The sequence below is a fragment of the Phenylobacterium sp. genome (genome assembly GCF_965229015.1).
Taxonomy (GTDB): Bacteria; Pseudomonadota; Alphaproteobacteria; order Caulobacterales; family Caulobacteraceae; genus Phenylobacterium.
The window spans coordinates 3,018,639-3,044,819 of the sequence record NZ_CBDDIM010000001.1; the positions used below are offsets into that span (position 1 = coordinate 3,018,639).

The 26,181-nt window shown below is 69.6% G+C and carries 27 protein-coding genes; 15 read left to right on the forward strand and 12 right to left on the reverse strand.

Features of this window, described 5'->3' with window-relative positions; translation table 11 throughout:
• Positions 1 to 113: 113 nt before the first annotated feature.
• On the forward strand, positions 114 to 1,007 hold the full coding sequence (locus ACO06I_RS15155) for a DMT family transporter (protein WP_421933397.1): 894 nt from the start codon (positions 114 to 116) through the stop codon (positions 1,005 to 1,007).
• On the opposite strand, the gene ACO06I_RS15160 is transcribed toward ACO06I_RS15155, so the two are convergent.
• Positions 1,004 to 1,450 carry a hypothetical protein gene (locus ACO06I_RS15160; protein WP_421933398.1) on the reverse strand — a complete coding sequence of 149 codons (447 nt, stop codon included), beginning with the start codon at positions 1,448 to 1,450 and terminating at the stop codon, positions 1,004 to 1,006. The genes ACO06I_RS15155 and ACO06I_RS15160 overlap by 4 nt on opposite strands.
• A 63-nt stretch (positions 1,451 to 1,513) precedes the next feature.
• Positions 1,514 to 1,852, reverse strand: coding sequence for a hypothetical protein (locus ACO06I_RS15165; protein WP_421933399.1), 339 nt, complete (start codon positions 1,850 to 1,852; stop codon positions 1,514 to 1,516).
• A gap of 301 nt (positions 1,853 to 2,153) precedes the next feature.
• Between ACO06I_RS15165 and ACO06I_RS15170 the strand changes: the two genes are divergently transcribed.
• The 5 genes from ACO06I_RS15170 to ACO06I_RS15190 all read left to right on the forward strand — a co-directional run bounded on the left by ACO06I_RS15170 (position 2,154) and on the right by ACO06I_RS15190 (position 7,565).
• Positions 2,154 to 3,974: an ATP-binding protein gene (locus ACO06I_RS15170; RefSeq protein ID WP_421933400.1), complete on the forward strand. Its 1,821-nt coding sequence runs from the start codon at positions 2,154 to 2,156 to the stop codon at positions 3,972 to 3,974.
• Positions 3,975 to 4,100: 126 nt separating this feature from the next.
• Entirely contained in the window at positions 4,101 to 4,529 is a 429-nt protein-coding gene (locus ACO06I_RS15175) for a hypothetical protein (protein ID WP_421933401.1), read from the forward strand.
• Positions 4,530 to 4,669: 140 nt separating this feature from the next.
• Positions 4,670 to 5,257, forward strand: coding sequence for a hypothetical protein (locus tag ACO06I_RS15180; protein ID WP_421933402.1), 588 nt, complete (start codon positions 4,670 to 4,672; stop codon positions 5,255 to 5,257).
• Positions 5,258 to 5,370: 113 nt separating this feature from the next.
• Entirely contained in the window at positions 5,371 to 7,077 is a 1,707-nt protein-coding gene (locus tag ACO06I_RS15185) for a response regulator (protein ID WP_421933403.1), read from the forward strand.
• A 53-nt stretch (positions 7,078 to 7,130) separates the two neighbouring features.
• A complete protein-coding gene (locus tag ACO06I_RS15190) occupies positions 7,131 to 7,565 on the forward strand; it encodes a GNAT family N-acetyltransferase (RefSeq protein ID WP_421933404.1) in 435 nt (144 codons plus the stop codon).
• On the opposite strand, the gene ACO06I_RS15195 is transcribed toward ACO06I_RS15190, so the two are convergent.
• Together ACO06I_RS15195 and thiD are read right to left on the reverse strand one after the other, a co-directional pair.
• A complete protein-coding gene (locus tag ACO06I_RS15195) occupies positions 7,556 to 8,125 on the reverse strand; it encodes a nucleotidyltransferase family protein (RefSeq protein ID WP_421933405.1) in 570 nt (189 codons plus the stop codon). The two genes, ACO06I_RS15190 and ACO06I_RS15195, sit on opposite strands and share 10 nt — an antisense overlap.
• Positions 8,122 to 8,925 carry a bifunctional hydroxymethylpyrimidine kinase/phosphomethylpyrimidine kinase gene (gene thiD / locus ACO06I_RS15200; RefSeq protein WP_421933406.1) on the reverse strand — a complete coding sequence of 268 codons (804 nt, stop codon included), beginning with the start codon at positions 8,923 to 8,925 and terminating at the stop codon, positions 8,122 to 8,124. Before thiD ends, ACO06I_RS15195 begins: the two co-directional genes overlap by 4 nt.
• Positions 8,926 to 8,986: 61 nt before the next feature.
• On the opposite strand from thiD, the gene ACO06I_RS15205 reads away from it, so the two are divergent.
• Positions 8,987 to 9,739 carry an SDR family oxidoreductase gene (locus tag ACO06I_RS15205; protein WP_421933407.1) on the forward strand — a complete coding sequence of 251 codons (753 nt, stop codon included), beginning with the start codon at positions 8,987 to 8,989 and terminating at the stop codon, positions 9,737 to 9,739.
• Between the two features lie 144 nt (positions 9,740 to 9,883).
• Here the strand turns inward: ACO06I_RS15205 and folP are convergent, their stop codons facing one another.
• Both folP and ACO06I_RS15215 read right to left on the reverse strand, forming a co-directional pair.
• Complete coding sequence (folP, locus tag ACO06I_RS15210; RefSeq protein WP_421933636.1) at positions 9,884 to 10,660, reverse strand: dihydropteroate synthase; 777 nt, start codon at positions 10,658 to 10,660, stop codon at positions 9,884 to 9,886.
• A gap of 22 nt (positions 10,661 to 10,682) precedes the next feature.
• On the reverse strand, positions 10,683 to 11,066 hold the full coding sequence (locus ACO06I_RS15215; protein WP_421933408.1) for a hypothetical protein: 384 nt from the start codon (positions 11,064 to 11,066) through the stop codon (positions 10,683 to 10,685).
• A 211-nt stretch (positions 11,067 to 11,277) separates the two neighbouring features.
• Here ACO06I_RS15215 and ACO06I_RS15220 point away from each other — a divergent pair, with 211 nt between their 5' ends.
• Both ACO06I_RS15220 and ACO06I_RS15225 read left to right on the forward strand, forming a co-directional pair.
• Entirely contained in the window at positions 11,278 to 11,481 is a 204-nt protein-coding gene (locus ACO06I_RS15220) for a hypothetical protein (RefSeq protein ID WP_421933409.1), read from the forward strand.
• 245 nt (positions 11,482 to 11,726) lie between these two features.
• Positions 11,727 to 12,614, forward strand: a complete 888-nt coding sequence (locus ACO06I_RS15225; protein WP_421933410.1) for a 4-hydroxy-tetrahydrodipicolinate synthase family protein — start codon at positions 11,727 to 11,729, stop codon at positions 12,612 to 12,614.
• Positions 12,615 to 12,750: 136 nt separating this feature from the next.
• Here the strand turns inward: ACO06I_RS15225 and ftsH are convergent, their stop codons facing one another.
• Positions 12,751 to 14,631, reverse strand: a complete 1,881-nt coding sequence (ftsH, locus tag ACO06I_RS15230; RefSeq protein ID WP_421933411.1) for an ATP-dependent zinc metalloprotease FtsH — start codon at positions 14,629 to 14,631, stop codon at positions 12,751 to 12,753.
• Positions 14,632 to 14,820: 189 nt separating this feature from the next.
• The gene (gene rpsU / locus ACO06I_RS15235) at positions 14,821 to 15,060 is read right to left on the reverse strand and encodes a 30S ribosomal protein S21 (RefSeq protein ID WP_215342650.1); all 240 of its coding nucleotides are present in this window, start codon (positions 15,058 to 15,060) and stop codon (positions 14,821 to 14,823) included.
• 176 nt (positions 15,061 to 15,236) lie between these two features.
• Between rpsU and ACO06I_RS15240 the strand changes: the two genes are divergently transcribed.
• Complete coding sequence (locus ACO06I_RS15240) at positions 15,237 to 15,875, forward strand: COQ9 family protein (protein WP_421933412.1); 639 nt, start codon at positions 15,237 to 15,239, stop codon at positions 15,873 to 15,875.
• A 196-nt stretch (positions 15,876 to 16,071) separates the two neighbouring features.
• Positions 16,072 to 16,932, forward strand: a complete 861-nt coding sequence (locus ACO06I_RS15245; protein ID WP_421933413.1) for a crotonase/enoyl-CoA hydratase family protein — start codon at positions 16,072 to 16,074, stop codon at positions 16,930 to 16,932.
• A gap of 166 nt (positions 16,933 to 17,098) precedes the next feature.
• Here ACO06I_RS15245 and ACO06I_RS15250 read toward each other — a convergent pair whose 3' ends face one another.
• The 3 genes from ACO06I_RS15250 to ACO06I_RS15260 form a co-directional block, all read right to left on the reverse strand.
• A complete protein-coding gene (locus ACO06I_RS15250; RefSeq protein WP_421933637.1) occupies positions 17,099 to 18,310 on the reverse strand; it encodes a pentapeptide repeat-containing protein in 1,212 nt (403 codons plus the stop codon).
• Between the two features lie 122 nt (positions 18,311 to 18,432).
• Positions 18,433 to 19,389 (reverse strand): magnesium transporter CorA family protein, encoded by a 957-nt coding sequence (locus ACO06I_RS15255; protein ID WP_421933414.1) that lies wholly within the window; start codon positions 19,387 to 19,389, stop codon positions 18,433 to 18,435.
• Positions 19,390 to 19,394: 5 nt separating this feature from the next.
• Positions 19,395 to 20,024: a CHAP domain-containing protein gene (locus ACO06I_RS15260; RefSeq protein WP_421933415.1), complete on the reverse strand. Its 630-nt coding sequence runs from the start codon at positions 20,022 to 20,024 to the stop codon at positions 19,395 to 19,397.
• A gap of 216 nt (positions 20,025 to 20,240) precedes the next feature.
• Between ACO06I_RS15260 and ACO06I_RS15265 the strand changes: the two genes are divergently transcribed.
• The 4 genes from ACO06I_RS15265 (at position 20,241) to ACO06I_RS15280 (ending at position 23,729) form a co-directional block, all read left to right on the forward strand.
• Complete coding sequence (locus ACO06I_RS15265) at positions 20,241 to 20,381, forward strand: hypothetical protein (protein WP_421933416.1); 141 nt, start codon at positions 20,241 to 20,243, stop codon at positions 20,379 to 20,381.
• Between the two features lie 253 nt (positions 20,382 to 20,634).
• Positions 20,635 to 21,450: a TerC family protein gene (locus tag ACO06I_RS15270; RefSeq protein ID WP_421933417.1), complete on the forward strand. Its 816-nt coding sequence runs from the start codon at positions 20,635 to 20,637 to the stop codon at positions 21,448 to 21,450.
• A gap of 101 nt (positions 21,451 to 21,551) precedes the next feature.
• Positions 21,552 to 23,219 carry an MDR family MFS transporter gene (locus tag ACO06I_RS15275; RefSeq protein WP_421933418.1) on the forward strand — a complete coding sequence of 556 codons (1,668 nt, stop codon included), beginning with the start codon at positions 21,552 to 21,554 and terminating at the stop codon, positions 23,217 to 23,219.
• A gap of 33 nt (positions 23,220 to 23,252) precedes the next feature.
• Entirely contained in the window at positions 23,253 to 23,729 is a 477-nt protein-coding gene (locus ACO06I_RS15280) for a hypothetical protein (protein ID WP_421933419.1), read from the forward strand.
• Positions 23,730 to 23,906: 177 nt separating this feature from the next.
• On the opposite strand, the gene ACO06I_RS15285 is transcribed toward ACO06I_RS15280, so the two are convergent.
• Positions 23,907 to 26,072 (reverse strand): primosomal protein N', encoded by a 2,166-nt coding sequence (locus tag ACO06I_RS15285; protein WP_421933420.1) that lies wholly within the window; start codon positions 26,070 to 26,072, stop codon positions 23,907 to 23,909.
• Between the last annotated feature and the right edge of the window lie 109 nt (positions 26,073 to 26,181).

Consider the following 26,181-nt stretch of genomic DNA (forward strand, 5'->3'; position numbering starts at 1 on the left):
AGGGCAAGCGTAATTTTTCGAAAGACAGATTGAGCGGGGCTGAGAACGCCCGGGCTTGGCCTGGGCGCCAAGGCGTGATTCCTGACCTCGCGGCCCCCGCCGCCGGAGCCGCCATGACCCGCCCCAAACCCATAGACTGGCTGGTTCTCGCCGCCCTGGTGGTCACCTGGGGATCGGCCTTCGCGGCCCTGAAGATCGCCGTGGCCCACATCCCGCCGTTCTGGAACACCGCCCTGCGGCTATGGATCGCGGTGGCGACCCTGGGCGTCGTCCTGGGGCTGCAGCGCCAGGCCCTGCCCGGCTGGCGCGACCGCGCCTGGCGGTTCTACGCCTTCAACGGCCTGGTGGGGATGGCCGTCCCCTTCGCCCTCTTCGCGCTGGCCGCCGAGCGCCTGCCCTCGGCGGTCAACGCCATCTGCAACGGCGCCTCGCCGATCTTCACCGCGGCCCTGGCCCACGCCTTCGTCTCCGGCGAACAACTCACGGCGCGCAAGGCCGGCGGGGTGGGCCTGGGCTTTGTCGGCCTGCTGGTGCTGGTGGGGCCGCGCCTGACCGGGGGCATGACGCTGGAAGCGCTGGCCCTGATCGGCGCCCTGACCGGGGCGGCCCTCTATGCGGTCTCCAATGTGGTCACCAAGCGCGCGCCGCCGGTGCCCTCGGCGGTGGGCGCCCTGATGATGTGCGCCTGGGGCGCGGTGTTCGCCACGATCGCGGCGCCGTTCACCGGGCCCTTCCCCGCCTGGCCGCCCCTGTCCTCGGTGATCGCGGTGACCGCCCAGGGGGTGTTCCCCACGGCGCTGGCCACCATCGGCTATGTCTATCTGATCCAGCGGCGGGGCCCGCTGTTCCTGTCCATGGCCATCTACATGGCGCCGCTCTGGGCGACGGCGGTGGGGGTGGTGTTCCTGGCCGAGCGGCTCAACTGGACGGCCTTCGCGGCCCTGGCCCTGATCCTCGGCGGGGTGGCCCTGGCGACCCTGGAGCGGCGGCCAAGGACGGCCCCTTAGGCGGAAGGGGTGGCTTTCTCGGCGGCCGCGGCCCGGCTCTGGCGCAGGAAGGCGACGGTGCCCAGCAGGATGCCAAGCAAGGTCCCGCAGGTGATCAGATTGTTGGCCACAGCATAGGTGACACCCGGGGTCAGCTTGGTGACGAAGAAATAGGCGTGGAGACTGAACTGCACACCCTGGAGCAGCATCACCCCGCCAAGCCAGAGACTGGCGTACCGCACGGCCAGACCCAGGAAGCCGAGGGCGAGGATTCCGTCCAGGACGAGATGCGGCACGGGGCGCGATTCATCCGGTAGCACCATGTTGACGATCTGGAAGGCGATGGCGATCCCGACAGTCAGGCCGGCGCCAAATCGTTCCGCAGGGCCCCCCTTGAGGAGCCCGAACATGCAAACCACCAGCACGGCGGCCCAGATGATTTGCGTCGTCAGTGTTGTTGGCATGATTTGCGCCCCTAACAGACATTAGGGGCGCAAAAACAGTTAAACTATTGCAACCCGTGAGGGTCAGCCAACCTCACGCATGGCGGTCTTGTCCGCCTTGCGCATGAAGGAGGGCTTGTTTTCCACGCCACCGAGGGTGGTGCGGATGCCGAGGCGGAGCTTGGCTTCGGTCAGTTCATTGTGAACGCCGACCATGGCGGTCCGGGCCGCGCCCAGGGCTTGGATGGCTTCCACCATCTTCACCTGAACGTCGTCGGCGAACACCAGCGAGGTGCCCACGTCGGAACGGGCCTTGAGCAGGTCCGCCATCAGTTCGGTGGCTTCGATCATCGCCGCGTCGACCGCGGCTTCCGTCGTGAACAACTTGGTCGCCACGCGTTGCGCGACAAAGGCCTTTTCCATGGGGGAGCCCCTTCCAGAGGATTAACTCAACGTAGCAAAGGTAAACCAGAGGTTAAGCTTGGTCCATCCGATTCACGCTTCGTTAACTGCGACAACTGCGCGCGCAAGTTGCGACTGTGTCGGCAAGGACACGGATTCTCCCGAGAGGCGAGTACTTGGAAGCGAAGCGTTAGGAGAATTGGCCTAAACGCGAATTCTGGACGGGACTTCGCACCTCATGACCCAACATCTTCGCGCGGCGGGAACGGCACACAACGCAACGTTCCATGCGCGCGTTGCGGGTATTGCGCTCGTCACCACGATGGTCGTGCTGATCGCCGCCTGTCTCACCTTCATGCTCCAGCAATGGGCCGTTGCCCGCGAGCAGAGCCACCTCAGCCACACCGCCCTGTCACAGATCACCGCCAGCGCCGCGGGGCCCGCCCTCTCGGAGCAGGACTTCGCCGCCGCCCGCTCCACGATCTCGGCCCTGGCCCAGGCGCCGTCGGTCACCGAGGCCAAGCTGTTCGACGGAACCGGCCAGACCGTGGCCGTCTATCGCCGGCCCGGCGCCGGCGGCCCCGGAACCGACGTGATCCACGCCCCGGTCAAGATCCAGGGCCTGCGGGTCGGCGAACTGGTGGTCAAGGTCGCTCCGCCGGCGCTCGGCGCCCTGCTGCCCCAATTCATCGCGCTCACCGGCGCCCTCTTCTTCGGCGGGGTCGGGGTGGCCCTGTTCCTGGCCCGCGGCCTGGCCCACCGGGTCATCGCCCCGGTGCAGAAGCTCTCGGAGGCCATGCATGACGTGGCCGCCAGCGGCAGCTTCGCACCGGTTCAGGTGGAGGCCCAGGACGCCCTGTTCCGCAGCCTGACCGCCAGTTTCAACCACCTGCTGGAGAAGCTGGACGCCCGCGAACAGGCCCTGCAGCGGACCCTGCAGGAACTGGTGGAGGCCCGCGACGCGGCCAACGCCGCCAATACCTTGAAGTCCCAGTTCCTGGCCAATATGAGCCACGAGATCCGCACCCCGCTCAACGGCGTCCTGGCCATGGCCGAGGTCATGTCCATGGGCGAGATGAGCGAGCTGCAGCGCGAGCGCCTGGAGGTCATCCGCCAGTCGGGCGGCCTGCTGCTGGCCGTGCTCAACGACGTCCTGGACCTGTCCAAGATCGAGGCGGGCAAGCTGACCCTGCTGATGGACGACTTCGACCTCGAGACCGCCATCGCCCCGGCCCGCGAGAGCTTCGCGGTGATGGCGCAGAAGAAGGGCCTCGACTTCAAGCTCGAGGTGTCCGAGGCCGCCCATGGCGCCTGGCGCGGCGACGCCGACCGCCTCAGCCAGATCGTCGGCAACCTGCTGTCCAACGCCGTGAAGTTCACCCCCTCCGGCGAGGTGGCCGCGGCCTTCGACCTCAATCCCGAGACCGGCGCCCTGAAGCTCACCGTGCGCGACACCGGCCTGGGGATCGCCGCCGAGAAGCTGACCAATCTGTTCGAGAAGTTCGTCCAGGCCGACAACTCCGCCACCCGCAGGTTCGGCGGCACCGGGCTGGGGCTGGCCATCTGCCGCGAGCTCACCCAGATGATGGGCGGGGCGATCTGGGTCGACAGCCGTGAAGGCAAGGGCTCGACCTTCACCGTCGAGCTGCCCCTGGAACGCGGCGAGGTCGCCGCCGACGCCCCCGCCCCGGCCGCCGCCGCCGACACCTCCGAGGACGGCGCCCTGCGCCTGCTGGCCGCCGAGGACAATCCCACCAACCAGCAGGTCCTGGCCGCGGTCATGGGCTCCCTGGGTCTGGAGATCGACATCGTCGCCGACGGCAAGCAGGCCTTCGAGGCCTGGCGCGACGGGGCCTACGACCTGATCCTGATGGACATCCAGATGCCGGTCATGGACGGCATCGATTCCGCCCGGGCGATCCGCGCCGCCGAACGCGAACAGGGCCGGCCGCGAACCCCCATCGTGGCGCTCACCGCCAACGCCCTGTCCCACCAGGTGGAGGAATACCTCGCCGCCGGGATGGACGGCCACGTGGCCAAGCCCATCGAGATCGCCAAGCTCTACGAGGCCATCAGCCGCGCCCTCAACGAGGCCGCCCAGAACGCGGCGGCGGCCACGACGGCGAATTCCGCCGCCGCCTAGGGCGTGACGGGCCAGCCAAGCTGAACGCCAGACAACGGCGGCCTCAGATCGGTTTCAGGTTCGAAATGGTCTTCTCCTCCTCAACGACGCCCTCCGGCGCCGCTGGACATCCAAGGAGGATGGAAGATGAAGAAGATTCTGATTTCGATCGCGGCAGCTTCCGCCCTGGCCGCGGCTGTCACCCCCGCCGCCGCCCAGACCTATGGCGGCTATGATCGTGGCGACCGATACGACGACCGGGGCGGCCGCTACGACGATCGCGCCGGCGGCTACAACGATCGCGGCGGGCCCCAGGGCATCGTGCGCGACGACGACCTGCAGGTCCGCATCAACCGCGCCGAGCGCTCGGGCCAGATCAGCCGTCGCGAAGCCTTCCGCCTGCGCGAGCAGCTCCGGGTGACCGAACGCCTGTCCTGGCGCTACCGCGCCGACGGCGTGGTGACCCGCTGGGAGCGCGCCGACCTGGATCGCCGCTTCGACTCCATCCGGATGCAGCTGCGCTACGAGCGCAACGATCGGGACTACGGCGCGGGCTACGGCGGCTATCGCCGCTAGGTCCGGGCGCCGCCCCCGCGGGGACTCTCCGCGGGGGCGGCCCGCCAAGCTTGGCCAGAACCCTTCGGGCGGGAGGCCGTTGAGTTCGCCGATCGGGGGACACGACCGAGGGACACGAAGACCACCAAGGAGATGATCCCATGAAGACGCTCACCATGCTCGCCGCCGCCTCCGTCCTGGCCCTCTCGGCCGGGGCCGCCTCGGCCCAGACCTGGATGTCGATCAACGAGCGCCAAGCCAATCTCGACGCCCGCATCGACGCCGGCGTGCGCAGCGGCGACCTGACCCGCCGGGAGGCGATCGCCCTGCGCGACGATTTCCGCGCCGTAGCCCGCCTGGAGGCCAACTATCGGGTGAACGGCCTGTCGAACTGGGAGCGGAGCGACCTCGACCGCCGCTTCGACGCCCTGTCCAGCCGCATCCGCTATGAGCGGAACGACCGTGACGGCTGGAATCACGGCGGCGCCTGGGTGAACATCAACCAGCGCCAGGCCAACCTGGATCGCCGCATCGATCGCGGCGTCCGCACAGGCCGGATCACGCGGGCCGAGGCCTATCGTCTGCGCGCCGACTTCGCCGCCCTGGCCCGACTGGAAAGCCGCTATCGGGCGGGCGGCCTCTCCAACTGGGAGCGGGCCGACCTCGATCGCCGGTTCGACACCCTCTCGGCCCGCATCCGGGTCGAGGCCAACGACTATGATCGCTACGGCTACGGCTATCGCCGATAGGGTCCCGGGCGGCGCGACATTCCGCCGCGCCGCCCACCGGCCGCTCCGGGATTCATCCAAGCTTAGCTTGGTCGGGCGTCTATTGGCGTAACGCATTCGTCGAGACTCACCACATGCCGCCCGCGGCTGGGACCCTTTCGTCCGACCTGATGGAGGTCATCGCGGCGCGTCGGGCCCAGGCGCGGATGCGGGCCGGCCTGGCCATCGGGCTGACCCTGGGCTTCGGCGCCATCACCGGCTGGACCTGGGCCCTGGTGTGGCTGGCCCTCTATGGCGGCCTGCAGGCGGTGGAGTACTTCCTCCTCGACCGGCGCACCCCGCCCACCTGGGCGGCCCTGGCCCTGCTGATGACCAATGGCGTGGTGTTCGGCGCCTTCGCCGCCGCCGGCCCGCTCCGCGACGGGGTCTTCGGCCTGGCCTGCTGGATCTGCCTGCTGTGCGGCGGCCAGCTCAACTCGGCCCTCACCAGCCAGAAGTCGCGCCTGGCCTTCCTGGCCGCCTCGAGCCCCTTCGCGGTCTATCTGGCCACCATCCCCTTCGTCGCCCTCTGGCTCGGGGCGAAGATTCATCAGGCCATCGCCCTGGCGGCGGCGGCCGTCCTGATCATCGTCTTCACCCACATGATCTGGCGGGCCGCCGCCCGCGCGCTCACCGCCGAGAGCGAGGCCCGCGCTCGGGCCGAGGCCGCCGACGCGGCCAAGTCGGCCTTCGTGGCCATGGTCAGCCACGAACTGCGCACCCCCATCAGCGCCATCCTGGCCGGCGCCGCCGAGGCCCGGGGCGCCCGCTCCGAAGGGGCGCGGGACTCGAACCTGGAGCTGATCGCCTCCTCCGGCCGGATGATGCGCGCCCTGCTGGACGACCTGCTGGACCTCTCCAAGATCGAGGCCGGCCGCATGGGGGTGGAGACCATCGCCTTCGACCTGCGGCGCCTGATGCTGGAGACCGTGCGGTTCTGGGCGCCGGTGGCCCGCGGCCGCGGCCTGACCTTTCGCCTGGAGGGCGCCCACAGCCTGCCGGCCTGGGTGGCGGGCGATCCCACCCGCGTCCGCCAGATCCTCAACAACCTGCTCTCCAACGCGCTCAAGTTCACCGAGGTCGGCGCCGTCACCCTGCGCATGGTCGCCGCCCCCGCCGCCGACGGGACCTGGAACATCGCCCTGGAGGTCGCCGACACCGGCGCCGGCATGACGGCCGAGCAGATGGGCGGCCTGTTCACCGCCTATGGCCAGGGAAGCGACAGCGTCGCCCGCACCCATGGCGGCACCGGGCTGGGCCTCAATATCAGCCGCGAGCTGGCCCGCCTGATGGGGGGCGACCTGACGGCCAGCAGCGCGCCGGGCCAGGGCTCGACCTTCCGCCTGGCCCTCGGGCTGGCGGCCGCCCAGGCCCCGATCCAGACGCCGGTCATCGCGACGGCCCAGACGGGGCTGCGGGTGCTGATCGTCGACGACCACGAGATCAACCGGCGCGCCTTCACCCTGATCCTGCAGGGGGCGGTGGACACCATCGCCACGGCGCAGGACGGCCAGGAGGCCCTGGACACCCTGGCCCTGGAGCGGTTCGACCTGGTGCTGATGGACCTCAACATGCCGCGGATGGGCGGGCTGGAGGCGGTGGGAATTCTCCGCGCCACACCCGGCCCCAACCAGCGCACCCCGGTGATCGCGCTCACCGCCTCGGCCGGGCGCGCCGAGGTCCATCTGTGCCTGGCCGCCGGGATGAACGCCTTCGTCATGAAGCCCGTCGAGGCCGCCGAGCTGTTCCACGCCATCGAGGCGGTGCTGGACGCCGACCCCGCCGTGGCCGCGGTGGCCTAGCGCCGCGGCTCGTTTTCTCCTAACAGCCGGCCTTCCAGCGGAGGGAGGCGGTCATGGAGACCCAGCACACCGGCGGCTACACGGTCAGCGACGACCCGGCGCGGTTCGATATCGCGCGCGCCTATCACTGGATCTCCGCCGAGAGCTACTGGGGGACCGGCATCCCGCGGGCCACCTTCGAGGCGGCCGTCGCCGGCAGCCTGACCATCGGCGTCTACGGCCCCGACGGAACCATGGCGGGCATGGCCCGGGTGGTCACCGACCGCGCCACCTTCGGCTGGATCTGCGACGTCTATGTCGACGCCGCCCATCGCGGGGCGGGGCTGGGCAAGGCGATCATGGCCTTCATCACCGACCATCCGGACCTGCAGGGCTTCCGGCGCATGCACCTGGCCACCCGCGACGCCCACGGCCTCTACGCCCAGTATGGCTTCGGGCCGCTGACCGGCGCCGACCGCTGGATGGAGATCCGTAAGACCTATTCCTGAGGGATGACGGTCAGTTCCGGCCACCGCCTCTGGGCGGACCCCGCCGTGCGGGCGAAGCCGCTGACCCGGCGGCTCGGATTGGCGCGGTAGGTCATGGAGAACAGGTCCTCCAGGCCGAAGGGCGCCAGCAGGGTCATGGACCCGTCGGCCTCCAGCCGGGCGGCCACGGCGTTGAGCGGGCTGGCGAACCGGGGCAGGGCGTCGGCGCTGGAGACCAGCGGGGCGTAGGGCTCGCCGAACTTGGCCTCGAACCACAGGTGGACCCGGGCCTGGTTGCGCACCTCCACCATCTCGCGGAAGGGCGGCTCGAAGGCTGCGGCCACGCGGCGGATCACCGCATCCTCGGCCTCGTAGGAGGTGTCGGGGTCGAAGTAGGCCAGGTCGTAGTCCTTGATCCCGTGGTCGGCCGGGCGGCCGGTGAGGTGGTTCAGGACCGGCTGGTAGATGGCCCCGGAGAAGACCAGCCAGTCGGGCAGGTCCAGGGTCCGGGCGGTCTCCATGACGTGCATCAGGCCCGGCGTGGCCCGCAGGATGGCTTCGAGTTCGTCGCGGTGTCTCATGCCCTGCCCCGCAGGGGCCAGGCATGGTCGAGGGGGCCGTGACCGGCGCCGAAGCCGGGGGCCTGACGCATGGCCTCATGAACATAGGCCCAGGCCCGGGCGACGGCGTCGGGCAGGTCCAGGCCCTGGGCGAGGCCGGCGGCGATGGCCGAGGCCAGGGTGCAGCCGGTGCCGTGGGTGTGGCGGGTCTCCAGGCGCTCGCCCTCGAAGCTGGTCTCGCCCTGGGGGGTCATCAGGATGTCGATCACCCGAGGGCCCGCGACGTGGCCGCCCTTCATCAGGACCGCCTGGGCGCCCAGGGCCAGCAGGGCCTCGCCGGCCCGGCGCAGGTCGTCGGTGGTCTCCACCGTCAGGCCGGTCAGGGCCTGGGCCTCGGGGGCGTTGGGGGTCAGGAGGAAGGCCCGGGGGACCATCAGGGACCGCACCGCCTCGATCGCCGAGGCGGCCAGCAGGTTGGCGCCGCCCTTGGCCACCATCACCGGGTCGACGACGGCCGGAGCCCTTGTGGAATCAAGGATCGCGGCCACCGTCTCCACCATCTCCACGTCGCCGAGCATGCCGGTCTTGAGGGCGTCGGCGCCGATGTCGTCGAGGACGGCGCGGGCCTGGGCCTCCACCACGGCGGGGGGGATCGGGTGGACGCCGGTGACGCCGAGCGTGTTCTGGACGGTGATGGCGGTGACGGCGGTGGCGGCGTAGCCCCCGAGCGCCGTGACCGTCTTGATGTCGGCCTGGATGCCCGCCCCGCCGCCGGAGTCGGAGCCGGCGATGATGAGGACGCGTCCGCGATGTTCGGCCATCTGCGAGGAAATACAGGATTCGTCGGTTGTCGTGGATGGAAGACTCGGGTGGTCTGGCCCGATGAGCACCGACATCAAGACCGCCATCGTCACCGGGGCCGGCTCCGGGATCGGGCGGGCGAGCGCGCTAGCCCTTGTAGACGCGGGATTTCACGTTTTCCTGGCCGGGCGCCGACCTGTCGAGCTGGAGGAGACGGCCCGACGAACCAAGGCCGACATGTGCACGACGATCCCCACCGATGTGAGCGACGAGGCCCAGGTCCTGGCCCTGTTCGCGGCGGTGAAATCGAAGTTCGGACGGCTGGACCTGCTGTTCAACAACGCCGGGACCGGCGCCCCGCCCGTGCCGATGGAGGAGCTCAGCCTGGCCCACTGGAAGCGGGTGGTGGACGTGAACCTGACGGGCGCCTTCCTCTGCACCCAGGGCGCCATTCGGCTGATGAAGGCCCAGGACCCGAGGGGCGGGCGGATCATCAACAACGGCTCGATCTCGGCCCATAGCCCCCGGCCGCGCTCGGTCGCCTACACCGCCACCAAGCACGCCATCACCGGGCTCACCAAGTCGACGTCGCTGGACGGGCGGGCCTTCGACATCGTCTGCGGCCAGATCGACATCGGCAACGCCGCCACCGAGATGACCGCGGCCATGGCCAGGGGCGTGCCCCAGGCCGACGGGACGCTGGCGCCCGAACCGATGATGGACGTCAAGGCGGTGGCCGACGCCGTGGCGTTCATGGCGAGCCTGCCGCTGGAGGCCAATGTGCAGTTCATGACGGTGATGGCGACCAAGATGCCGTTCATCGGGCGGGGGTGATCGCATCTCCCCCTCTCCCGCTTGCGGGAGAGGTCGGGCGAGGGCTCTTTCCGAAGGGGCCGCGATCACCTCCACCTCAGGAAGACCTCGGCTGCGCCGAGGCCCCCTCACCCGACCTCTCCCCCTGAAGGGGGCGAGGAGGAGTCAGCTGACCGCCGCCCACACCCGCAGCGCCTGGACTGTCTCGGCGACGTCGTGGACGCGGATGGCGGCGACGCCGGCCGAGGCGCCGGCCAGGGCGCAGGCCAGCGAGCCGCCGAGGCGGTGGGCCGGGTCCTTGGCCGCCGGGTCGAGGCGGGCGAGGAAGCTCTTGCGGCTGACCCCCAGCAGGACGGGGAAGCCCAGGGCCACGATCCTGTCGAGGGCGGAGAGCAGGGCCAGGTTGTGGGCCAGGGTCTTGCCGAAGCCGATCCCCGGATCGAGCCAGATGCGGTCGCGGGCCACCCCGGCGGCCAGGACCGCCTCGGCGCGGGCTGTCAGGAAGGCGCAGACCTCGGCGACCACATCGTCATAGCGCGGGGCGGCCTGCATGGTCCGGGGTTCGCCCTGCATGTGCATCAGGATCACCTCGCAGCCCAGCTCGGCGGCCAGCTCCGGGGCGCCGGGGACGGCGAGCGCGGTGATGTCATTCCAGATCGAGGCGCCGACCGCCATGGCCGCGCGGGCCACGGCGGGCTTCACGGTGTCGACGGAGATGGGGACGCTCGAGCGGGCGCGGACCTGGGTGATCAGGGGGACGACCCGGGCGATCTCCTCGGCCTCCCCCACCGGCTGGGCGCCGGGGCGGGAGGACTCGCCGCCGATGTCGAGGATGTCGGCGCCCTGGGCTGTCAGCCGAAGGGCGTGGTCGAGGCCCGCCTGGGTATCCAGGAACAGGCCGCCGTCGGAGAAGGAGTCCGGGGTGGCGTTGACGATCCCCATCACCCGCACGGGCGCGGCTCCGTCAGAGCGCGGAGGCGAGGACCGTGTCGGCGGGGTCGATCTTCCAGGCGGTGGCGAGGTCATAGGCCGTGCAGCTAGCAGACCGGCGCACGGAGTCGAAGTCCACGCGCACCTCGACCACGTCCAGGACGCGGCCGGCGGGGTCCAGATGCTGCACCCGCACCCGGCGGACCGGCAGGCCGGCATGGCCCGCCCGGCGGCAGATCATGCCGTGGGCGCGGACCCCCGAGGCGGTGGCCAGCAGGTCGGGCCGGGCCAGGTGATAGCCGGGGCGCGCCTGGGCCTGGCTGCGGACCGGCAGCACCCGCGCCTCGCCATAGGGGGCGGCCAGGGCCGGCGGGGCGAAGGCCAGGGCGGCCAGCAACAGGGTGAACAGACGGGTCATGGCGGTTTCCCCAATCAGGACAGACGCCGAAGTTGGGTGCAAGGACAGGGCCCGGGGAAAGATGCGCGCCGATCCACCCGCCAGGCGGGCGCGGCGCTCGGATACCGTGCAGCGCCAGGGATTCCACGCCCCACGTGCGACCCAGAATGGGTTCCTGCCTCCATTCCGTCACGAGATGGTGCTATGCAGCACCGGATCGAGCGGGGTCGCCATGATCATTAATCCGGTGCGTCTCTATAAGCGTTGGCGGCGTCTCAACCAGGAGGCGCTGGAGGAAGCCCAGATGCTTCGCCGCCGCTATGGCTCCACGGCCCTCGAGGCCGCCCGCGCCAAGCTCGCCCGCGAGGACCTCTCCAGCTGGGGCCGCCGGATCATGCAGCAGACCGTGAAGATGCTGGAGAAGTCGCCGGTCTGAGGGTGGCTCTCACCCTCCCCCAGCGCGTCAGCGCGGACGCGTGGTTCCGACTTGACCTTGGCCGAACGATTGCGTGATGTGAGCCCATGACCGCCGCCCTGGCCAACGCCGTCGCGAAAAAACAGCCCCTCCTCAGGGGTCTGGGCTGGTCTTCGCGCGCCATCTGACGCGCCAATCACACCCTCACTGACCCCGCCGGCGCGACGGGGTCCCAGGTGCTTCGTCTCCGGCCAAAGGAGACGACCATGACCGACCCCCACCCCCGCTACGCCGGCCTCTGGCTGCCGTTCGTGACCCCGTTCAAGGACGACAGGCTCGACGAGCCGTCCCTGCGTCGCCTGGCGCGCGCCTATATCGGCAAGGTCGACGGCTTTGTTCTCTGCGCCACGACCGGAGAGGGCATGGCGCTGTCCGCAGATGAGGCGCGCCAAGTCGTGCGGACGGTGGCCGAGGAGATCGAGGCGGCGGGCGCCGGGACCCTGATCATGCTCGGGCTGCATGGCGTATCGACCTCGGCTGTCGTCCAGGCCCTGCGCGCCGTCGAGGGCTGGCGGGCCGACGCCGTCCTGGTCAGCTGCCCGCACTATGTCCGTCCATCCCAGGAAGGGCTCAGGCTCCACTTCGAGGCGCTCGCCGACAGCACCGAGGCGGACCTGCTCGTCTACAACATCCCCTATCGGACCGGCGTGAACCTGCTGAACGACACCCTGCTGCGCCTGGCCGAGCGGCCCAACCTGAAGGGCGTCAAGGACTGCTGCGCGGACTTCGAGCAGAGCCGCGATCTCATCGGCCGCAAGCCCCCGGGCTTCGCCGTGCTCACGGGAGACGACGCCCGATTTGGGGTCGCCCTGAGGGACGGAGCCGACGGCGGGGTCCTGGCCTCGGCCCACATCGATCCCCACGGCTTCCGGCAGCTTCTGGCCCTCGACAGATCCGCCATCGATCAGGCCTGGACCCGGCTCTCGCAGATCCCCGAGCTGCTGTTCTCCGAACCCAATCCCGCGCCGCTGAAGCACTGCCTCTGGCGAAGGGGATTGATCGACAGTCCGGAGGTCCGGCTTCCCATGACGCCGGTCAGCCCCGCCCTCGCCCAAAGGCTGGATTCCGCCTTGGCGACATCCTGGGCCCAGTGAAGGCCGCCTCGCGGCGGACGGTCGGAATGTCGCCAAGGGGTGGGGGAGCGGACCTGGGCGACCCGCCCTGGTCCAGGCCCACACAAGACGAAGGGGAGCCGTGGGCTCCCCTTCGGGTAGGTCAGGCCTCTGGGCCTCAGGCCGGTTCGGGGTCGGCCCGGGGGGAGAGGGGGACCGAGACGGCGGGGCCCATGGGGCGCTTGCTATCGCTGTCGTCGCGGTTGGGGGCGACGCCCTTGAGGACGGCGATGATCTCGTCGCCGGACAGGGTCTCGTATTCCAGCAGGGCCTTGGCCAGGGTGTGCAGGTCGTCCAGCTTGGTGGTCAGGATGCGGCGGGCCTCGTCGAAGGCGGTCTGGACCAGCTTCTTGACCTCCTCGTCGATGAGGTTGGCGGTCTTTTCCGAGACGCTCTGGGTGCGCGACACCGAGTGGCCGAGGAAGACCTCGTCCTGGTTCTCGCCGTAGGAGACGACCCCCAGCTTGTCGGAGAAGCCCCACTTGGTGACCATGGCGCGGGCCAGGCGGGTGGCCTGGTCGATGTCCGACGAGGCGCCCGAGGTGATCTTCTCCTTGCCGAAGATGATCTCCTCGGCCATCCGGCCGCCCATCAGGATCACCAGGCGCGAGGTCATCTGCTCATAGGACATGGAGAGCTGGTCGCGCTCCGGCAGCTGCATGACCATGCCGAGCGCTCGGCCGCGGGGGATGATGGTGGCCTTGTGCACCGGGTCGGTGGCCGGGACCGAGAGGGCCAGCAGGGCGTGGCCGCCCTCGTGATAGGCGGTGAGGCGCTTTTCTTCCTCGGTCATGGCCATGGACTTGCGCTCGGCGCCCATCATGACCTTGTCCTTGGCGTCCTCGAAGTCGCGCTGCAGGACCATGCGGCGGTTCTTGCGCGCGGCCATCAGGGCGGCCTCGTTGACCAGGTTGGCCAGGTCGGCGCCGGAGAAGCCCGGGGTGCCGCGGGCGATGGTCTTGACGTCGACGTCGGCGGCCAGGGGCACGTTCTTCATGTGGACCCGCAGGATGCGCTCGCGCCCGCCGATGTCCGGATTGGGGACGACCACCTGACGGTCGAAGCGGCCCGGACGCAGCAGGGCCGGGTCCAGCACGTCGGGACGGTTGGTCGACGCGATGACGATGATGGCCTCGGACGGGTCGAAGCCGTCCATCTCCACCAGCAGCTGGTTGAGGGTCTGCTCGCGCTCATCGTTGCCGCCGCCCAGGCCGGCGCCACGGTGGCGGCCGACGGCGTCGATCTCGTCGATGAAGATGATGCAGGGGCTGTTCTTCTTGGCCTGCTCGAACATGTCGCGCACGCGGCTGGCGCCCACGCCGACGAACATCTCCACGAAGTCGGAGCCGGAGATATAGAAGAAGGGCACGCCGGCCTCGCCGGCCACGGCGCGGCCGAGCAGGGTCTTGCCGGTGCCGGGGGGGCCGACCATCAGGGCGCCCTTGGGAATCTTGCCGCCCAGGCGCTGGTACTTCTGCGGGTCCTTGAGGAACTCGACGATCTCGGTCAGCTCCTCCTTGGCCTCGTCGACGCCCGCCACATCGTCGAAGGTGATGCGGTTCTTGTTCTCGGTCAGCATCTTGGCCTTGGACTTGCCAAAGCCCATGGCCCCGCGGGCCCCGCCCTGCATCTGGCGCATGAAGAAGATCCAGACGCCGACGAGCAGCAGGATCGGCAGGCTCTGGACCAGCAGGCCCACCAGGCCGCCGCCGATCGGCTTGACCTCGATGTCGGCGCCCTGGCCTTCCAGGCGCTTGACCAGGTCGTCCTGGTTGTTGGGGGTGACGGCGGCGAAGGTCTTGCCGGCCGCATCCTTCACCTCGACGCTGGCGCCGCGGATGGTGGCCTGCTTGACCTCGCCCGAGGCCACCTTGGTAAGCAGCTGGCTGTAGGTGATCTGGCCCGAGCCGGCCGCGTGGCCGCCCCCGGTCATCATGCTGTAGAGCCCGATCAGGACGACGACGATGACGCCCCAGATGGCGAGATTGCGCAGGTTCATTTTGGTCCAGACCGTTCCGGAATTTGTCCGTCAGACCTCAAGATAGGAGGCCGGACGCGGTTTCACCAGCAAGCACGGCGCCACGCGACGGAAGTTCGCAGCGTGAGCATGGGATTTTGGGCAAAGCAAAAGGCCGCGCGGGGATCCGCACGGCCTTTCAAATACTTAAGCTTCGAGAGGCTCAGCTCCCTACCGGGCGCCGGGGGCCTTCTTCGGGGCCGGGATCAGGCCTTCGCGCTGGGCGCGCTTGCGGGCCAGCTTGCGGGCGCGGCGAACGGCCTCGGCCTTCTGGCGGGCGCGCTTCTCGCTGGGCTTCTCATAGTGCACGTGCCGCTTCATTTCGCGGAACGAGCCCTCGCGCTGCATCTTCTTCTTCAGCGCCTTCAGGGCCTGATCGACGTTGTTGTCGCGGACGAAAATCTGAACCAGAGTTATCTCTCCTGTTACCCGTTCCCGCTCGGCCAGTCCTGGGGTCAGGCGGCGGCGAACGGACAATAGCCTTGCCCCCGTAGGCGAAGAGCCTCCGGGATGAGGGCGGCGAAATACCAGAGACGGAGGGTGATGTCCACGGCGGACAGGGGCCCTCGACCGCGTTATTGTGGGCCATGGCGCACGAAACCGACTGGGCTGAGGCCACCGAACAACAGATTCTGGACGCGGCCCTCAAGCTCGCGCCCGCCCAGGGCTGGACCTGGCCCATGGCGCGGGCCGCCGGCAAGGCCTGCGGCCTGACCGGGCCGGAGACCGAACTGCTGATCCCGCACGGCCCCGCCGACCTGGCGGCCCTGCTGTCGCGGCGCCATGACGCCCAGGCCCTGGCGCGGCTGGCGGGGACCGATCCCGCCAACCTGAAGATCCGCGCCCGCATCCGGGCGGCGGTGGAGGCGCGGCTGGACGCCGCGGCCGCCGACGAGGGCGCCGTTCGCCGCTGGGCCGGCTGGCTGGCCCTGCCGTTGCACATTCCGCTGGCCCTGCGGCTGCTGTGGGAGAGCGCCGACGTCCTGTGGCGCTGGGCCGGGGACACCGCCACCGACGAGAACCACTACTCCAAGCGCGCCATCCTTTCGGGGATCCTGGCCTCGGCCCTGGCGCTCCGGCTGGCCTCCGGCAAGGCCGACGCCATGGCCTTCGTCGACGGCCGGATCGAGAACGTCATGGCCTATGAGAAATGGAAGGCCGGCCTGAAGGGCGGGGACCTGCTGAGGGACGTGGCCGCGGCCCTGGGGAAGATGCGGTACGGGTGAGCTCATTCCTCTCCCGCTTGCGGGAGAGGGCAGGGTGAGGGCTCTTTCTGAACGTCCGTTGTTGCTCCGCCTCAGCGACGCGCAGCCTTGCTGCGCGCCCCTCACCCTACCCTCTCCCCCAAGGGGGCGAGGGTTTAGGGGGCCTTCCCTTTCCCCGCGTCACGGGAGGATGATGTTTCCAACGAGAGGAAACGCCATGACCGACGTCACCACCACCGACTTCACCTGCTTCAAGGTCACCATCGAGGCAGGCGTCGCCCATATCCAGCTCAAGCGGCCCGAGGCGATGAACTCGATGATCCGGGAGTTCTGGAACGAGCTGCCGGTGATCGTGAAGGACATCGACCACAATGCGCGGGCCCGCTGCATTGTGATCAGCTCCACCGGAAAGCACTTCTCGGCCGGCATGGACCTGGCGGTGTTCGGCGGCGGGGGGTCGACCTCGGCCAACCAGAACCAGGACCGGCACATCAACGCCGAGCAGCAGCGGCATCATATCCTGTGGCTGCAGGACTGCTTCGGCTGCCTGGACGACGCGCGGATCCCGGTGATCGTGGCGATCCAGGGGGGCTGCATCGGCGGGGCGGTGGACATGACCAGCGCCTGCGACATCCGCTACGCCACCGAGGACGCCTTCTTCTGCATCCAGGAGATCAATATCGGCATGACCGCCGATGTCGGCACCTTCCCGCGGCTGTGCAAGCTGATCCCCGAGGGCTGGGTGCGCGAGATGGCCTATACCGGCCGCCGCATGCCCGCCCAGAAGGCCAAGGAGATCGGCTGGGTCAACGAGGTCTTCCCCGACCACGCCGCCTGTCTCGACCACGCCCTGGTGACGGCCCGCGAGATCGCCGCCAAGGCGCCCCTGGCGGTGACCGGCTCGAAGGTGATGATCAACTACGCCCGCGACCACACCATCCGCGACGGCCTGGACTATATCGCCGTCTGGCAGACCGGCATGTTCTCCGGCGCCCACATGGGCGAGGCCTTCAAGGCCAAGGCCGAGAAGCGCGAGCCGAACTTCCAGGACCTGCAGCCGCTGAAGCACGGGATGTAGGGGCTCTGGCAGATCCTCCCCCAACGCGTCAGCGCGGTTTGGGGGAGGTGGCGCGCGCAGATATGCGCGTGACGGAGGGGGTGGTCGGCAGGGCCTCCCAAACAAGAGTCAAAGTCCCCCTCAGTCGGCTTCGCCGACAGCTCCCCCAGGAGGGGAGCATCTCACTCTACGCCTCCAGCTCGGCGCCCTTGAGGTTGGCCCCCGACAGCTTGGCGCCGGAGAGGTCGGCGTCGAAGAAGCGGGCGCGGGGAGCCGAGGCGCCGGTGAGGTCGGCGCCGCGCAGGATGGCGCGGGAGAGGTCGGTGCGGACCATGCGGCCGTCGTCGATGGAGAGCGGCCCCAGCTTGGCGCCGCGCAGGTCGGCGCGGGTGAGCAGGGCGTCGGCCAGGCGGCAGCCGCGCAGGTCGGCCTGGCGCAGATTGGCGCCGCGCAGGTCGCAGCCGGTAAGATCGGCGCCCTGGAGCTGGATGCCCTGCAGGTTCATGCCGAAGAAGATGGAGCCCGGGGCCGAGAGGCCGCTGAGCTTGCGGCCCTTGAGCGCGCCGGCGGAGCGGAAGTCGGTTTCCGGCAGGCGGGCGACCTTGCCGCTCCTGCCGGCGGAGTCGCAGAAGGCCTCGTGGGCGGCGAGGATCTTCTCCAGGGGCTGGTCGTCGATATAGACCGCCACGGCGGGGGCCTGGAGCACGCCGGTGAGATCGGCGCCCTTGATGTTGGACATCGAGACGTCGCAGCGGACCATGATGGCGCGCTTGAGCGAGGCGCCCGACAGGTCGGCGCCGGCCAGGTCCGCGCCGGTGAGGTTGGCCCCGTCCAGCACCGCCTTCACCAGCCGGGCGCCCCCCAGGGTGGCCCCGGAAAGGTCGGCGTCGGTGAAGTCGGCGGCCATGGCCGAGAGGCCGTGCATGTGGGCGCCGGCTAGGTTGGCGCCGGAGAGCACCGCGAAGGTCAGTTCGCCGGGGCGGTCCTCGTGCTGCAGGATGCGGAAGCCCTCGGTCTTGTCCTGCAGGGCGATGCGGCCCTCGCGCAGGTCGCAGCCCGACAGGTCGGCATGGGCCAGGTTGGCGCCGCGCAGGCAGGCGCCGCGCAGGTCGGCCTTGGCGAGGTTGGCGTTGCGCAGGTCGGTGTCGCGCAGGTCGGCGCCGAACAGCACCGCTCCGGCCAGGTTGGCGCCGGCCAGGGACGCTCCGTTCAGCCGCGCTCCGGTGAGGTCGGCGTCGCGCAGGTCGGCCCCGTCCAGGGGACGGTTGGTGAGGTCGACATAGGCCAGATTGGCCCGGCGGCCGCCGCTGCGGCCCTCGAGGAATCGCCGATGCTTGTCCAGCGCCAGGCGCAGGCCATCGGAGTCGAGCGGACGAAGGAGAAGGGCCGGGGCGGGCATGTCGGGCGGAGAACTCGTGGAAGCCAACAGGTTCGCCGAACGCGCTTAAGGAACCGTTGCGACAATCCGCCACAGAGGCCGATTCTTGTCGAAGACCAGGGTTTTCCGAGGCCTGGGGGCGGTCAGAACCACCCCTTCTTCTTGAACCACAGGAAGGGGCCGATCCCGGTGAGCAGCATCAGGCCCAGCGCCCAGGGGTAGCCCAGGGCCCAGGAGAGCTCAGGGATGTGGTGGAAGTTCATGCCGTAGATCGAGGCCACCAGGGTGGGCGGCATCAGCACCACCGAGACCACCGAGAAGAACTTGATGATGCCGTTCTGCTCGATGTTGATCAGGCCCAGCGCCGCGTCCAGCAGGAAGGCGATGTGGGAGGAGAGCGAGCCGGAGTGCTCGGTGAGGGACTGGATGTCGTGTTGCAGGGAGACCAGGTGGGCCTGGCAGGCCGGGGCGGCGACGATCTCCGGCGCCAGGGCCGCGAAGCTGGCCAGGCGGCCGAGGCTCACCAGGCTGGCCCGGGCCATGGAGGCCACCGACTGGGTGCGGGCCAGGCCGGTCAGCAGGGGCTCGAAGGCGCCGCCGCGGGGGCGGTCGAAGATGGCGTTGGAGCTTTCCTGCACCGCCGCCGAGGAGGCCTCCAGCACGTGGGCCAGGCGCTCCACCACCGCGTCCAGCAGCTCCAGCAGGGCCTCGGCGCCGCTGGTGAGGTCGCGGTTGTCGGCGGCGCGGGCGGCGAAGACGGTGAAGGCCTTCAGCGGGGCGTAGCGCAGGGTGACCAGCACGCCCCGGGCCAGGACGAAGGTCACCGGCGTGCCGGCGGGCCGGTCCTCCTGGCTGTGGGACAGCAGGGTGGCGGTGAGGAAGGTGGCCTTGTCCTCCTGGTAGAGGCGCGAGGAGGGCTCGATCTGGGCCATCTCCTCCTGGGTCGGCAGGTCGACGGAGAGCGCGCGCTCGACAGCCAGCTCCTCCTCCCGGGTGGGGTTGAGCAGGTCGATCCAGAGGGTGTCGGTCGGCAGGACCCAGCCCGGGCCCGGCGTCTCGGGGGTGGAGGCCGAAGCGCCGCGGCGGATCAGGGTCAGCATGGGGCCTACTTGGCTTCGGAGGACCCTTGCGAGGTCGCTGCCATGATCAGGGCGGCGATCTTGTCGGTGGAGTCGGCCGCCTGGCTCAGCATGGAGAAGGGACCGGCGCCGGGACGGACGGCCGAGGCCATCTGGCTGGCGGCGCCCTGGGCCATGGCGATGGCGGTGTTGCCGGCGGCGTTCAGGCCGGAGTTCGCCATGCGCTGGGCGGCGGAGTCCTGGTAGATGAAGCCGTAGGTGGGATAGGTGGTGGAGCCGAGGTCGCGGACCGGATCGTACCAGACCTTGACCTGGGACCAGTCGCCGGCCGGGGAGACGTCGATGACGGTGACGTCCTTCTCCACCTGGCCACGGGTCCCGCCGATGCGCGACCAGTTGGCGTGGGTGATCTGGATGACGCGGTCGGTGAGCACCTGGCTCACCACGGCGACGTGCCCGAGCTGCATCTTGCCGTTGGGCTTGAAGCAGAGCACCGCGCCGGATTTGGGGGAGAAGCCGGTCTCGTACTTGCCGGCGGCCTGCTTCCACCAAGTCCAGGCGTCGCCGAAGATCTGGACGCCGGACACCAGGCGCGCGAAGGGCACGCACTGCCAGTAGGTGTCGGCCACGGCGCCCGTGACGGGCGCGAGCGTCATAACCGCCGCGGCGGCCAGGGAACCGAGAACGGTTCTGGTCCGTTTAAGCATGTTAAGAGGAACTCCCCACGCGAACTGCGATTAGGGATACTCACCCTCGGCGCGAAAGCAAAGAGCTTTTCGGCGTGTGCGTCGGAAGGTCGCCGAGTCGCCCACCGATCCATCCACAGCTTCAAGGGGTCGCGGCGCGGTCCAGGGGCAAGTTGATTCCATAAGATGGGAAATCAAACCCTTAACGCCAAGGAAACTAACCACGCGATTCGCGCGAAATTCCTGTTGTTAAGCTGGCAAGCCATGACGGCGTCATTCATGGATACCAAAGATCATCACGCCGATACTTTGGCCTCCGAACCCTGAAACAAACCGAAACAGACGAACGGGCGGCCTCCCAAGACCTCGGCGCCGGTTCGCGCGACGACGCCCAAGAAGAGACGCCGCCCCTGGCGGCAGGTCACATTTCGGGCATCGACCGCGCGGCGCCCTGAAAAGCGGCGCCGTAGGGGCGCCCGTCGCGGCGCCCTGGCCCGACTCAGGCGACTTTGAGAACCATTCGCAGTAGGCGCTGGCGCGGGATCAGCTAGAAAAGTGGGGAAACCGATAGAGGACCCCCATGCAGAGCCTTATGACCCTGGCCGCCGACCCGGCCGCCTGGGCCGCCTTGATCACCCTCATCGTCATGGAGGTGGTGCTGGGCATCGACAACCTGGTCTTCATCTCCATCCTGTCCAACAAGCTGCCCCCCGAGCAGCAGGCCAAGGCGCGGCGCCTGGGCATCGGCCTGGCCCTGATCATGCGGCTGGTCCTGCTCTCCACCATCGCCTTCATCGTCGGCCTCACCGCCCCGGTGTTCGAGCTGCCCTGGACGGGGCCGGTGGGCGCGGACGGGCATCCGGCGTTCGAGCTGGCCTTCTCCTGGCGCGACCTGATCCTGATCGCCGGCGGCCTGTTCCTGGTCTGGAAGGCCACCAACGAGATCCACCACACCATGGATCCCACCCCCAGCCACGACGTCCTCGACAAGAAGGCGCCGATCGCCATCAACTTCGGCGCGGCGATCATCCAGATCCTGCTGCTGGACATCGTCTTCTCCATCGACTCGATCCTGACGGCTGTGGGGATGACCGACGACCTGCCGATCATGGTCATCGCCGTGATCGTGGCGGTGGGCCTGATGCTGGTGGCGGCCAGCCCGCTGGCCAACTTCATCAACGCCAATCCCAGCGTGGTGATGCTGGCCCTCGGCTTCCTGCTGATGATCGGCGCGACCCTGATCGCCGACGGCTTCGGGGTGCACGTGCCCAAGGGCTACATCTACGCGGCCATGGCCTTCTCGGGCCTCGTCGAGGGGCTGAACATGGCCTCGCGCCGCGCCCAGCAGCGCAAGGCCGCGGCCGCGCCCATGGAAAAGTCTGATAGCGTTCCGTAACATCGGATGCGGGGGCGGCGGCATTTCCGTCCGCCCCCGGACGCTGCGACCATAAAATTAGATCATTAGGGGCGGCCCATTTCGCCGCCGGGAAACGCCAATTGAACGAGCCCCACGTCTATAGCGACGACGAGCGCCGGCTGACGCTCATATCGGTGATGATCGTCTTCCTGCTGTCGGCCATGAGCCAGACCATCGTCGGCACGGCCATGCCGCGGATCATCGCCGAGCTGTCGGGTCTCCACCTCTACGCCTGGGCCACCACCGCCTACCTGCTGGCCTCCACCGTGATGGTGCCGATCTGGGGCAAGCTGGGGGACCTCTACGGGCGCAAGCCCATCCTCCTGGCCGGCATCGGCATCTTCCTGGCCGGCTCCTGGCTGGCGGGCCTGGCCGGCGAGTTCGGGACCCTGCCCCTGCTCGGCGGCGGCATGACCCAGCTGATCGTCTTTCGGGCCGTCCAGGGCCTGGGGGGCGGGGCCCTGTTCACCACCGCCTTCGCCATCATCGCCGACCTGTTCGCGCCCCGCGAGCGGGCCAAGTTCTCCGGGTTGTTCGGCTCGGTGTTCGGGATCGCCAGCGTGTTCGGCCCCGTGGTGGGGGGCTTCTTCACCGACCACGGGACCGTGACCCTGTTCGGCCACGTCATCGCCGGCTGGCGCTGGGTCTTCTACTGCAACATCCCCTTCGCCCTGGCCGCCGTGGCCATGATCCTGGTGAAGATGCCGACCCTGCCGATCCGGGGAACCGGACGCATCGACTGGGGCGGGGCGGGCCTGATCATCGCCGGCTTCGTCCCCCTGCTGCTGGCCATCACCTGGGGCGGGCGGGAGTATCCCTGGGCCTCGCCCCTGATCGTCGGCATGCTGGTCTTCGCGGTCGCCGCCCTGACCGCCTTCGTCTTCGTGGAGAAGCAGGTCCGCGACCCGATCATCCCGCTGGAGCTGTTTCGGAACCCCACCTTCACCACCGCCAACGGCGCGGCCTTCGTCTATTCGATGGCCTTCATGGGGGTGACCAGCTTCCTGCCCCTCTACATGCAGGTGGGCCAAGGGATTCCCGCCACCACCAGCGGCCTGACCATGCTGGCCCTGATGGGAGGCATGATCGCCTCATCGACCATCAACGGCCAGCTGGTGACCAAGACCGGCCGCTACAAGCCCTTCATGATCGGCGGCGGCTGCGTGCTGATCCTCGGCGTCTTCCTGATGTGCTTCATCGGACCCGACACCTCCACCCTGGACCTGGCCTGGCGGCTGCTGATCGTCGGCATCGGCCTCGGCCCCGGCCAGAGCCTGTTCGGCCTGGCGGTGCAGAACGCCGTGCCCTTCCACCAGATCGGGGTGGCTACCAGCTCGGGCCAGTTCGTGCGCCAGATCGGCTCGACCATGGGGGTGGCCCTGTTCGGCGCCCTGCTGACCTCAGGGCTCGCCTCGGAGCTGGCCAAGCACGCGCCGGCCGAGCCCGGCGCCGTGGTGCGCCACCTGGAGCTCTCGGACCTGCAGAAGATGGCCATGGAGCGCAACCTGCACCCCGAGCAGGCCGCGGCGCGGGCCGCCGATCCCAAGCAGGTGGCCATGGAGCGGACCATCCGCACCAGCTTCTCCGTGGCCATCGTCCACGGTATGATCTTTGCGCTCTGCTCCCTGCTCTGCGGCTTCGTGCTGATGCTGTTCATCCCGGTGGCGACCCTGCGGGAGCGGCCCATCGCGGCGGCCCATGCCGCGCGGCCGGGGGATGATGTGGCGATGGAGGCGGGGGAGGCTTAGGATCTTCGCTCATGCCCAACCTGGAGCCCAGGAATGCGGATATTGATTCCTGTGTGCCTCGCCGCGCTACTTGGCTGCAGCCGTGAAGCTGTCCCAACTGACGAGGCGCTGATCGCCGATTTCCATCGTTGCCAACCACAGTATCAAGCAGCCCTGGCGGCGATCCGGCAGCGCCCCCTGATAAGGCGCGTCGAGGCCTCGAAAGCTGGCGAACTCCAGTTCGAGCCGGTCGGTGTGCCAGAGGCCCGGGCGCGCCCTATCCGCGATGTCTTCGCGTGCGCCAGACTCACTTCGATTCGCGCGGGGTCCAATCACGTCGCCTTCGACGCCCATGTGTCTGGCCTCTCGATCGGCGGAACCCTCAAAGGCATGACCTACTCCGACGATCCACCCGAAAAGATCATCCGCAGCACTGATGACGAATTGGCGCAGGGTCGAGAGGCGCAGAGGTACGCCTATGGTGATCGCCCCGTGGAGGATGACTGGTACGTCTCCCTGAGCGCGAATTAGTCTCGCGCCTGGCGGAAGCGCCTTCCTCTCCCGCTTGCGGGAGAGGGTAGGGTGAGGGCTCTTTCTGAGCTTCCGTTGTTGCTGCGGGCGCAAGACCTCCGCTACGCGGAGGCCCCCTCTCCCATCCTCTCCCCCTGAAGGGGGCGAGGAGGAGCGACGGCGAGCCGGATAGACGCCTTACAGAAAGCTGTACGGGTCCACGTCGATGGCCACGCGGATCATGCCGGGGGGGCGGAACCGCGCGCGCCAGGCGGCGAGGTAGGCCGACAGGTCCACCGTGCGGTCGGCGCGGATGAGGAAGCGTTTGCGGCGGCGGCCGCGGATCAGGCCGAGGGGGGCGTCGGCGGGGCCGTAGACGGCGACGCCCTCGGCGTTGGGGGCGACCTGGGCCATCTTCTCCACGAAGGCCTCCAGCTGGGCCGGATCGGGGCCTGAGACGATGATGGCGCCCAGGCGGCCATAGGGCGGCAGACCCGCGATCTCGCGTTCCTCCAGCTCGGCGGTGGTGAAGGCGTCGCGGTCCTGGGCCTTGAGCGCCTGCATGACCGGGTGCTCGGGCGCATAGGTCTGCAGCATGGCGCGGCCGGGACGGTCCTTGCGGCCGGCGCGGCCCGTGGCCTGGGCCAGGAGCTGATAGGTGCGCTCGGCGGCCCGCAGGTCCCCGCCGCGCAGGCCGAGGTCGGCGTCCACCACCCCCACCAGGGTCAGGCCCGGGAAGTTGTGGCCCTTGGCGGCGGCCTGGGTCGCCACCAGGATGTCGATCTGGCCCTCCTCCATGGCCCCGATCAGCCGCTTGGCCTCCCGCGCATCCCAGGCGGTGTCGGAGGAGAAGACGCTGACCCGGGCGTCGGGGAACAGGGCCTTGGCCTCCTCCTCCACCCGCTCCACCCCCGGCCCGATGGAGACCAGGCTGTCCTTGGCCCCGCAGTGGGGGCAGGCCGCCGGCTTGGGCATGGAAAATCCGGTGAGGTGGCAGACCAGGCGGCCGGAATAGCGATGCTCCACCAGCCAGGAATCGGTGTCGGGCGAGGTCATGCGCTCGCCGCAGGCCTTGCACAGCACTAGGGGGGCGTAGCCGCGGCGGTTGAGGAACAAGAGCGTCTGCTCGCCCCGCGCCCAGGTCTCCCCCATGGCCTTGATGAGCGGCGGCGAGAGCCAGCGGCCGGTCTCCGGCGGGGTCTCGCGCATGTCGATGAGGGTGATGTCGGGGAGGACGGCGGTCCCGTGGCGCGAGGACAGCCGCAGCCAGCGATAGCGGCCCAGCTCGGCGTTGCGCAGGGATTCCAGGGACGGGGTGGCCGAGGCCAGGATGACGGCGGCGTCCTCGATCTTGCCGCGGGCCACGGCCAGGTCCCGGGCCTGGTAGATGAAGCCCTCCTCCTGCTTGTAGGAGGCGTCGTGCTCCTCATCGACCACGATGAGGGCGAGCTTGGCGAAGGGCAGGAACAGGGCCGAGCGGGCGCCGATGACGATGCGGCACTGGTTGGTGGCGACGGCCTCCCACACCCGGCGCCGCGCCGGCGGGGTGATGTCGGAGTGCCATTCGGCCGGGGCCGCGCCGAAGCGGGCCGCGACCCGGGCGATCACCGCCTGGGTCAGGGCGATCTCCGGCAGCAGGATCAGCACCTGGGCTTGCGCGTCGGCGGCGAGGGCGGCGGCCACGGCCTCCAGATAGACCTCGGTCTTGCCCGAGCCGGTGACCCCGTCCAGCAGGGCGACATTGAAGCCCCCCTCCCCCAGCATCGCCACCAGCATCCTGGCCGCGGCGTCCTGGCTGGCGTTGAGGGGCTGGCCGGCGAGGGTCAGGTCCGGGGGATCGAAGGCCACCGGCGCCTCCACCAGGCGGACGGCCAGGACGCCCTCGTCCACCAGGCCCTTGATGACGCCGGAGGAGACCTGGGCGGCGCGGGCCAGGTCCGGCGGCGAGAGCTGTTGGGCCGCGACGGTCTCCAGCACCCGGGTCCGGGCCGGGGTGGCGCGGGCGGGCTGGACGCCGGTGGCCTCGACGACCCTCTCGGGTTTCGCCTTCTGAGCGCGGGCGCCGCGCAGGGTGATGGCCAGCGGCGCGCCGGGAGAGTCCACCGAATAGCGGGCGGCCCACTGGATGAACTCCAGGGCGCGTTCGGGCAGGGGCGGATCATCGAGCCTGGCCTCCACCGCCTTCAGGGGCCGGTTGCCGCCGGTCCCGTCGCGCAGGGCGGTGACCACGCCGCGCAGCAGGCGGGGGCCGAGGGGGGCGGCCACCTGGTCGCCGACCTGGAGGCCCATGCCCTCGGGCTCCTCGTAGTCGAAGGCCTCGGGCAGGGGCATGGGCAGGAGGATGGAGGCGATGCGGCGGGTCATTGAAAGACCCGCTCATCCCGGCGAAGGCCGGGACCCAGCTTCATCTCCGGATTTCGATCAGGAAACCCGTTCGTGTGGTTCGTGTGGTTCGTGGTTCCAACTCTTTCGG

What these genes read in the sequence shown, in the direction of transcription:
- ACO06I_RS15260 (WP_421933415.1), bottom strand. Translation starts at nt 20,024, where the DNA reads ATGACGCTCGCGCCCGTCACGGGCGCCGTGGCCGACACCTACTGGCAG.
- ACO06I_RS15165 (WP_421933399.1), bottom strand. Translation starts at nt 1,852, where the DNA reads ATGGAAAAGGCCTTTGTCGCGCAACGCGTGGCGACCAAGTTGTTCACG.
- ACO06I_RS15255 (WP_421933414.1), bottom strand. Translation starts at nt 19,389, where the DNA reads ATGCTGACCCTGATCCGCCGCGGCGCTTCGGCCTCCACCCCCGAGACG.
- ACO06I_RS15175 (WP_421933401.1), top strand. Translation starts at nt 4,101, where the DNA reads ATGAAGAAGATTCTGATTTCGATCGCGGCAGCTTCCGCCCTGGCCGCG.
- ACO06I_RS15160 (WP_421933398.1), bottom strand. Translation starts at nt 1,450, where the DNA reads ATGCCAACAACACTGACGACGCAAATCATCTGGGCCGCCGTGCTGGTG.
- ACO06I_RS15215 (WP_421933408.1), bottom strand. Translation starts at nt 11,066, where the DNA reads ATGACCCGTCTGTTCACCCTGTTGCTGGCCGCCCTGGCCTTCGCCCCG.
- thiD (WP_421933406.1), bottom strand. Translation starts at nt 8,925, where the DNA reads ATGGCCGAACATCGCGGACGCGTCCTCATCATCGCCGGCTCCGACTCC.
- folP (WP_421933636.1), bottom strand. Translation starts at nt 10,660, where the DNA reads ATGGGGATCGTCAACGCCACCCCGGACTCCTTCTCCGACGGCGGCCTG.
- ACO06I_RS15205 (WP_421933407.1), top strand. Translation starts at nt 8,987, where the DNA reads ATGAGCACCGACATCAAGACCGCCATCGTCACCGGGGCCGGCTCCGGG.
- ACO06I_RS15240 (WP_421933412.1), top strand. Translation starts at nt 15,237, where the DNA reads ATGGCGCACGAAACCGACTGGGCTGAGGCCACCGAACAACAGATTCTG.
- ACO06I_RS15270 (WP_421933417.1), top strand. Translation starts at nt 20,635, where the DNA reads ATGCAGAGCCTTATGACCCTGGCCGCCGACCCGGCCGCCTGGGCCGCC.
- ACO06I_RS15180 (WP_421933402.1), top strand. Translation starts at nt 4,670, where the DNA reads ATGAAGACGCTCACCATGCTCGCCGCCGCCTCCGTCCTGGCCCTCTCG.
- ACO06I_RS15250 (WP_421933637.1), bottom strand. Translation starts at nt 18,310, where the DNA reads ATGCCCGCCCCGGCCCTTCTCCTTCGTCCGCTCGACTCCGATGGCCTG.
- ACO06I_RS15225 (WP_421933410.1), top strand. Translation starts at nt 11,727, where the DNA reads ATGACCGACCCCCACCCCCGCTACGCCGGCCTCTGGCTGCCGTTCGTG.
- ACO06I_RS15195 (WP_421933405.1), bottom strand. Translation starts at nt 8,125, where the DNA reads ATGAGACACCGCGACGAACTCGAAGCCATCCTGCGGGCCACGCCGGGC.
- ACO06I_RS15245 (WP_421933413.1), top strand. Translation starts at nt 16,072, where the DNA reads ATGACCGACGTCACCACCACCGACTTCACCTGCTTCAAGGTCACCATC.
- ACO06I_RS15285 (WP_421933420.1), bottom strand. Translation starts at nt 26,072, where the DNA reads ATGACCCGCCGCATCGCCTCCATCCTCCTGCCCATGCCCCTGCCCGAG.
- ACO06I_RS15190 (WP_421933404.1), top strand. Translation starts at nt 7,131, where the DNA reads ATGGAGACCCAGCACACCGGCGGCTACACGGTCAGCGACGACCCGGCG.
- ftsH (WP_421933411.1), bottom strand. Translation starts at nt 14,631, where the DNA reads ATGAACCTGCGCAATCTCGCCATCTGGGGCGTCATCGTCGTCGTCCTG.
- ACO06I_RS15155 (WP_421933397.1), top strand. Translation starts at nt 114, where the DNA reads ATGACCCGCCCCAAACCCATAGACTGGCTGGTTCTCGCCGCCCTGGTG.
- ACO06I_RS15170 (WP_421933400.1), top strand. Translation starts at nt 2,154, where the DNA reads ATGGTCGTGCTGATCGCCGCCTGTCTCACCTTCATGCTCCAGCAATGG.
- ACO06I_RS15220 (WP_421933409.1), top strand. Translation starts at nt 11,278, where the DNA reads ATGATCATTAATCCGGTGCGTCTCTATAAGCGTTGGCGGCGTCTCAAC.
- ACO06I_RS15280 (WP_421933419.1), top strand. Translation starts at nt 23,253, where the DNA reads ATGCGGATATTGATTCCTGTGTGCCTCGCCGCGCTACTTGGCTGCAGC.
- ACO06I_RS15185 (WP_421933403.1), top strand. Translation starts at nt 5,371, where the DNA reads ATGCCGCCCGCGGCTGGGACCCTTTCGTCCGACCTGATGGAGGTCATC.
- ACO06I_RS15265 (WP_421933416.1), top strand. Translation starts at nt 20,241, where the DNA reads ATGGGAAATCAAACCCTTAACGCCAAGGAAACTAACCACGCGATTCGC.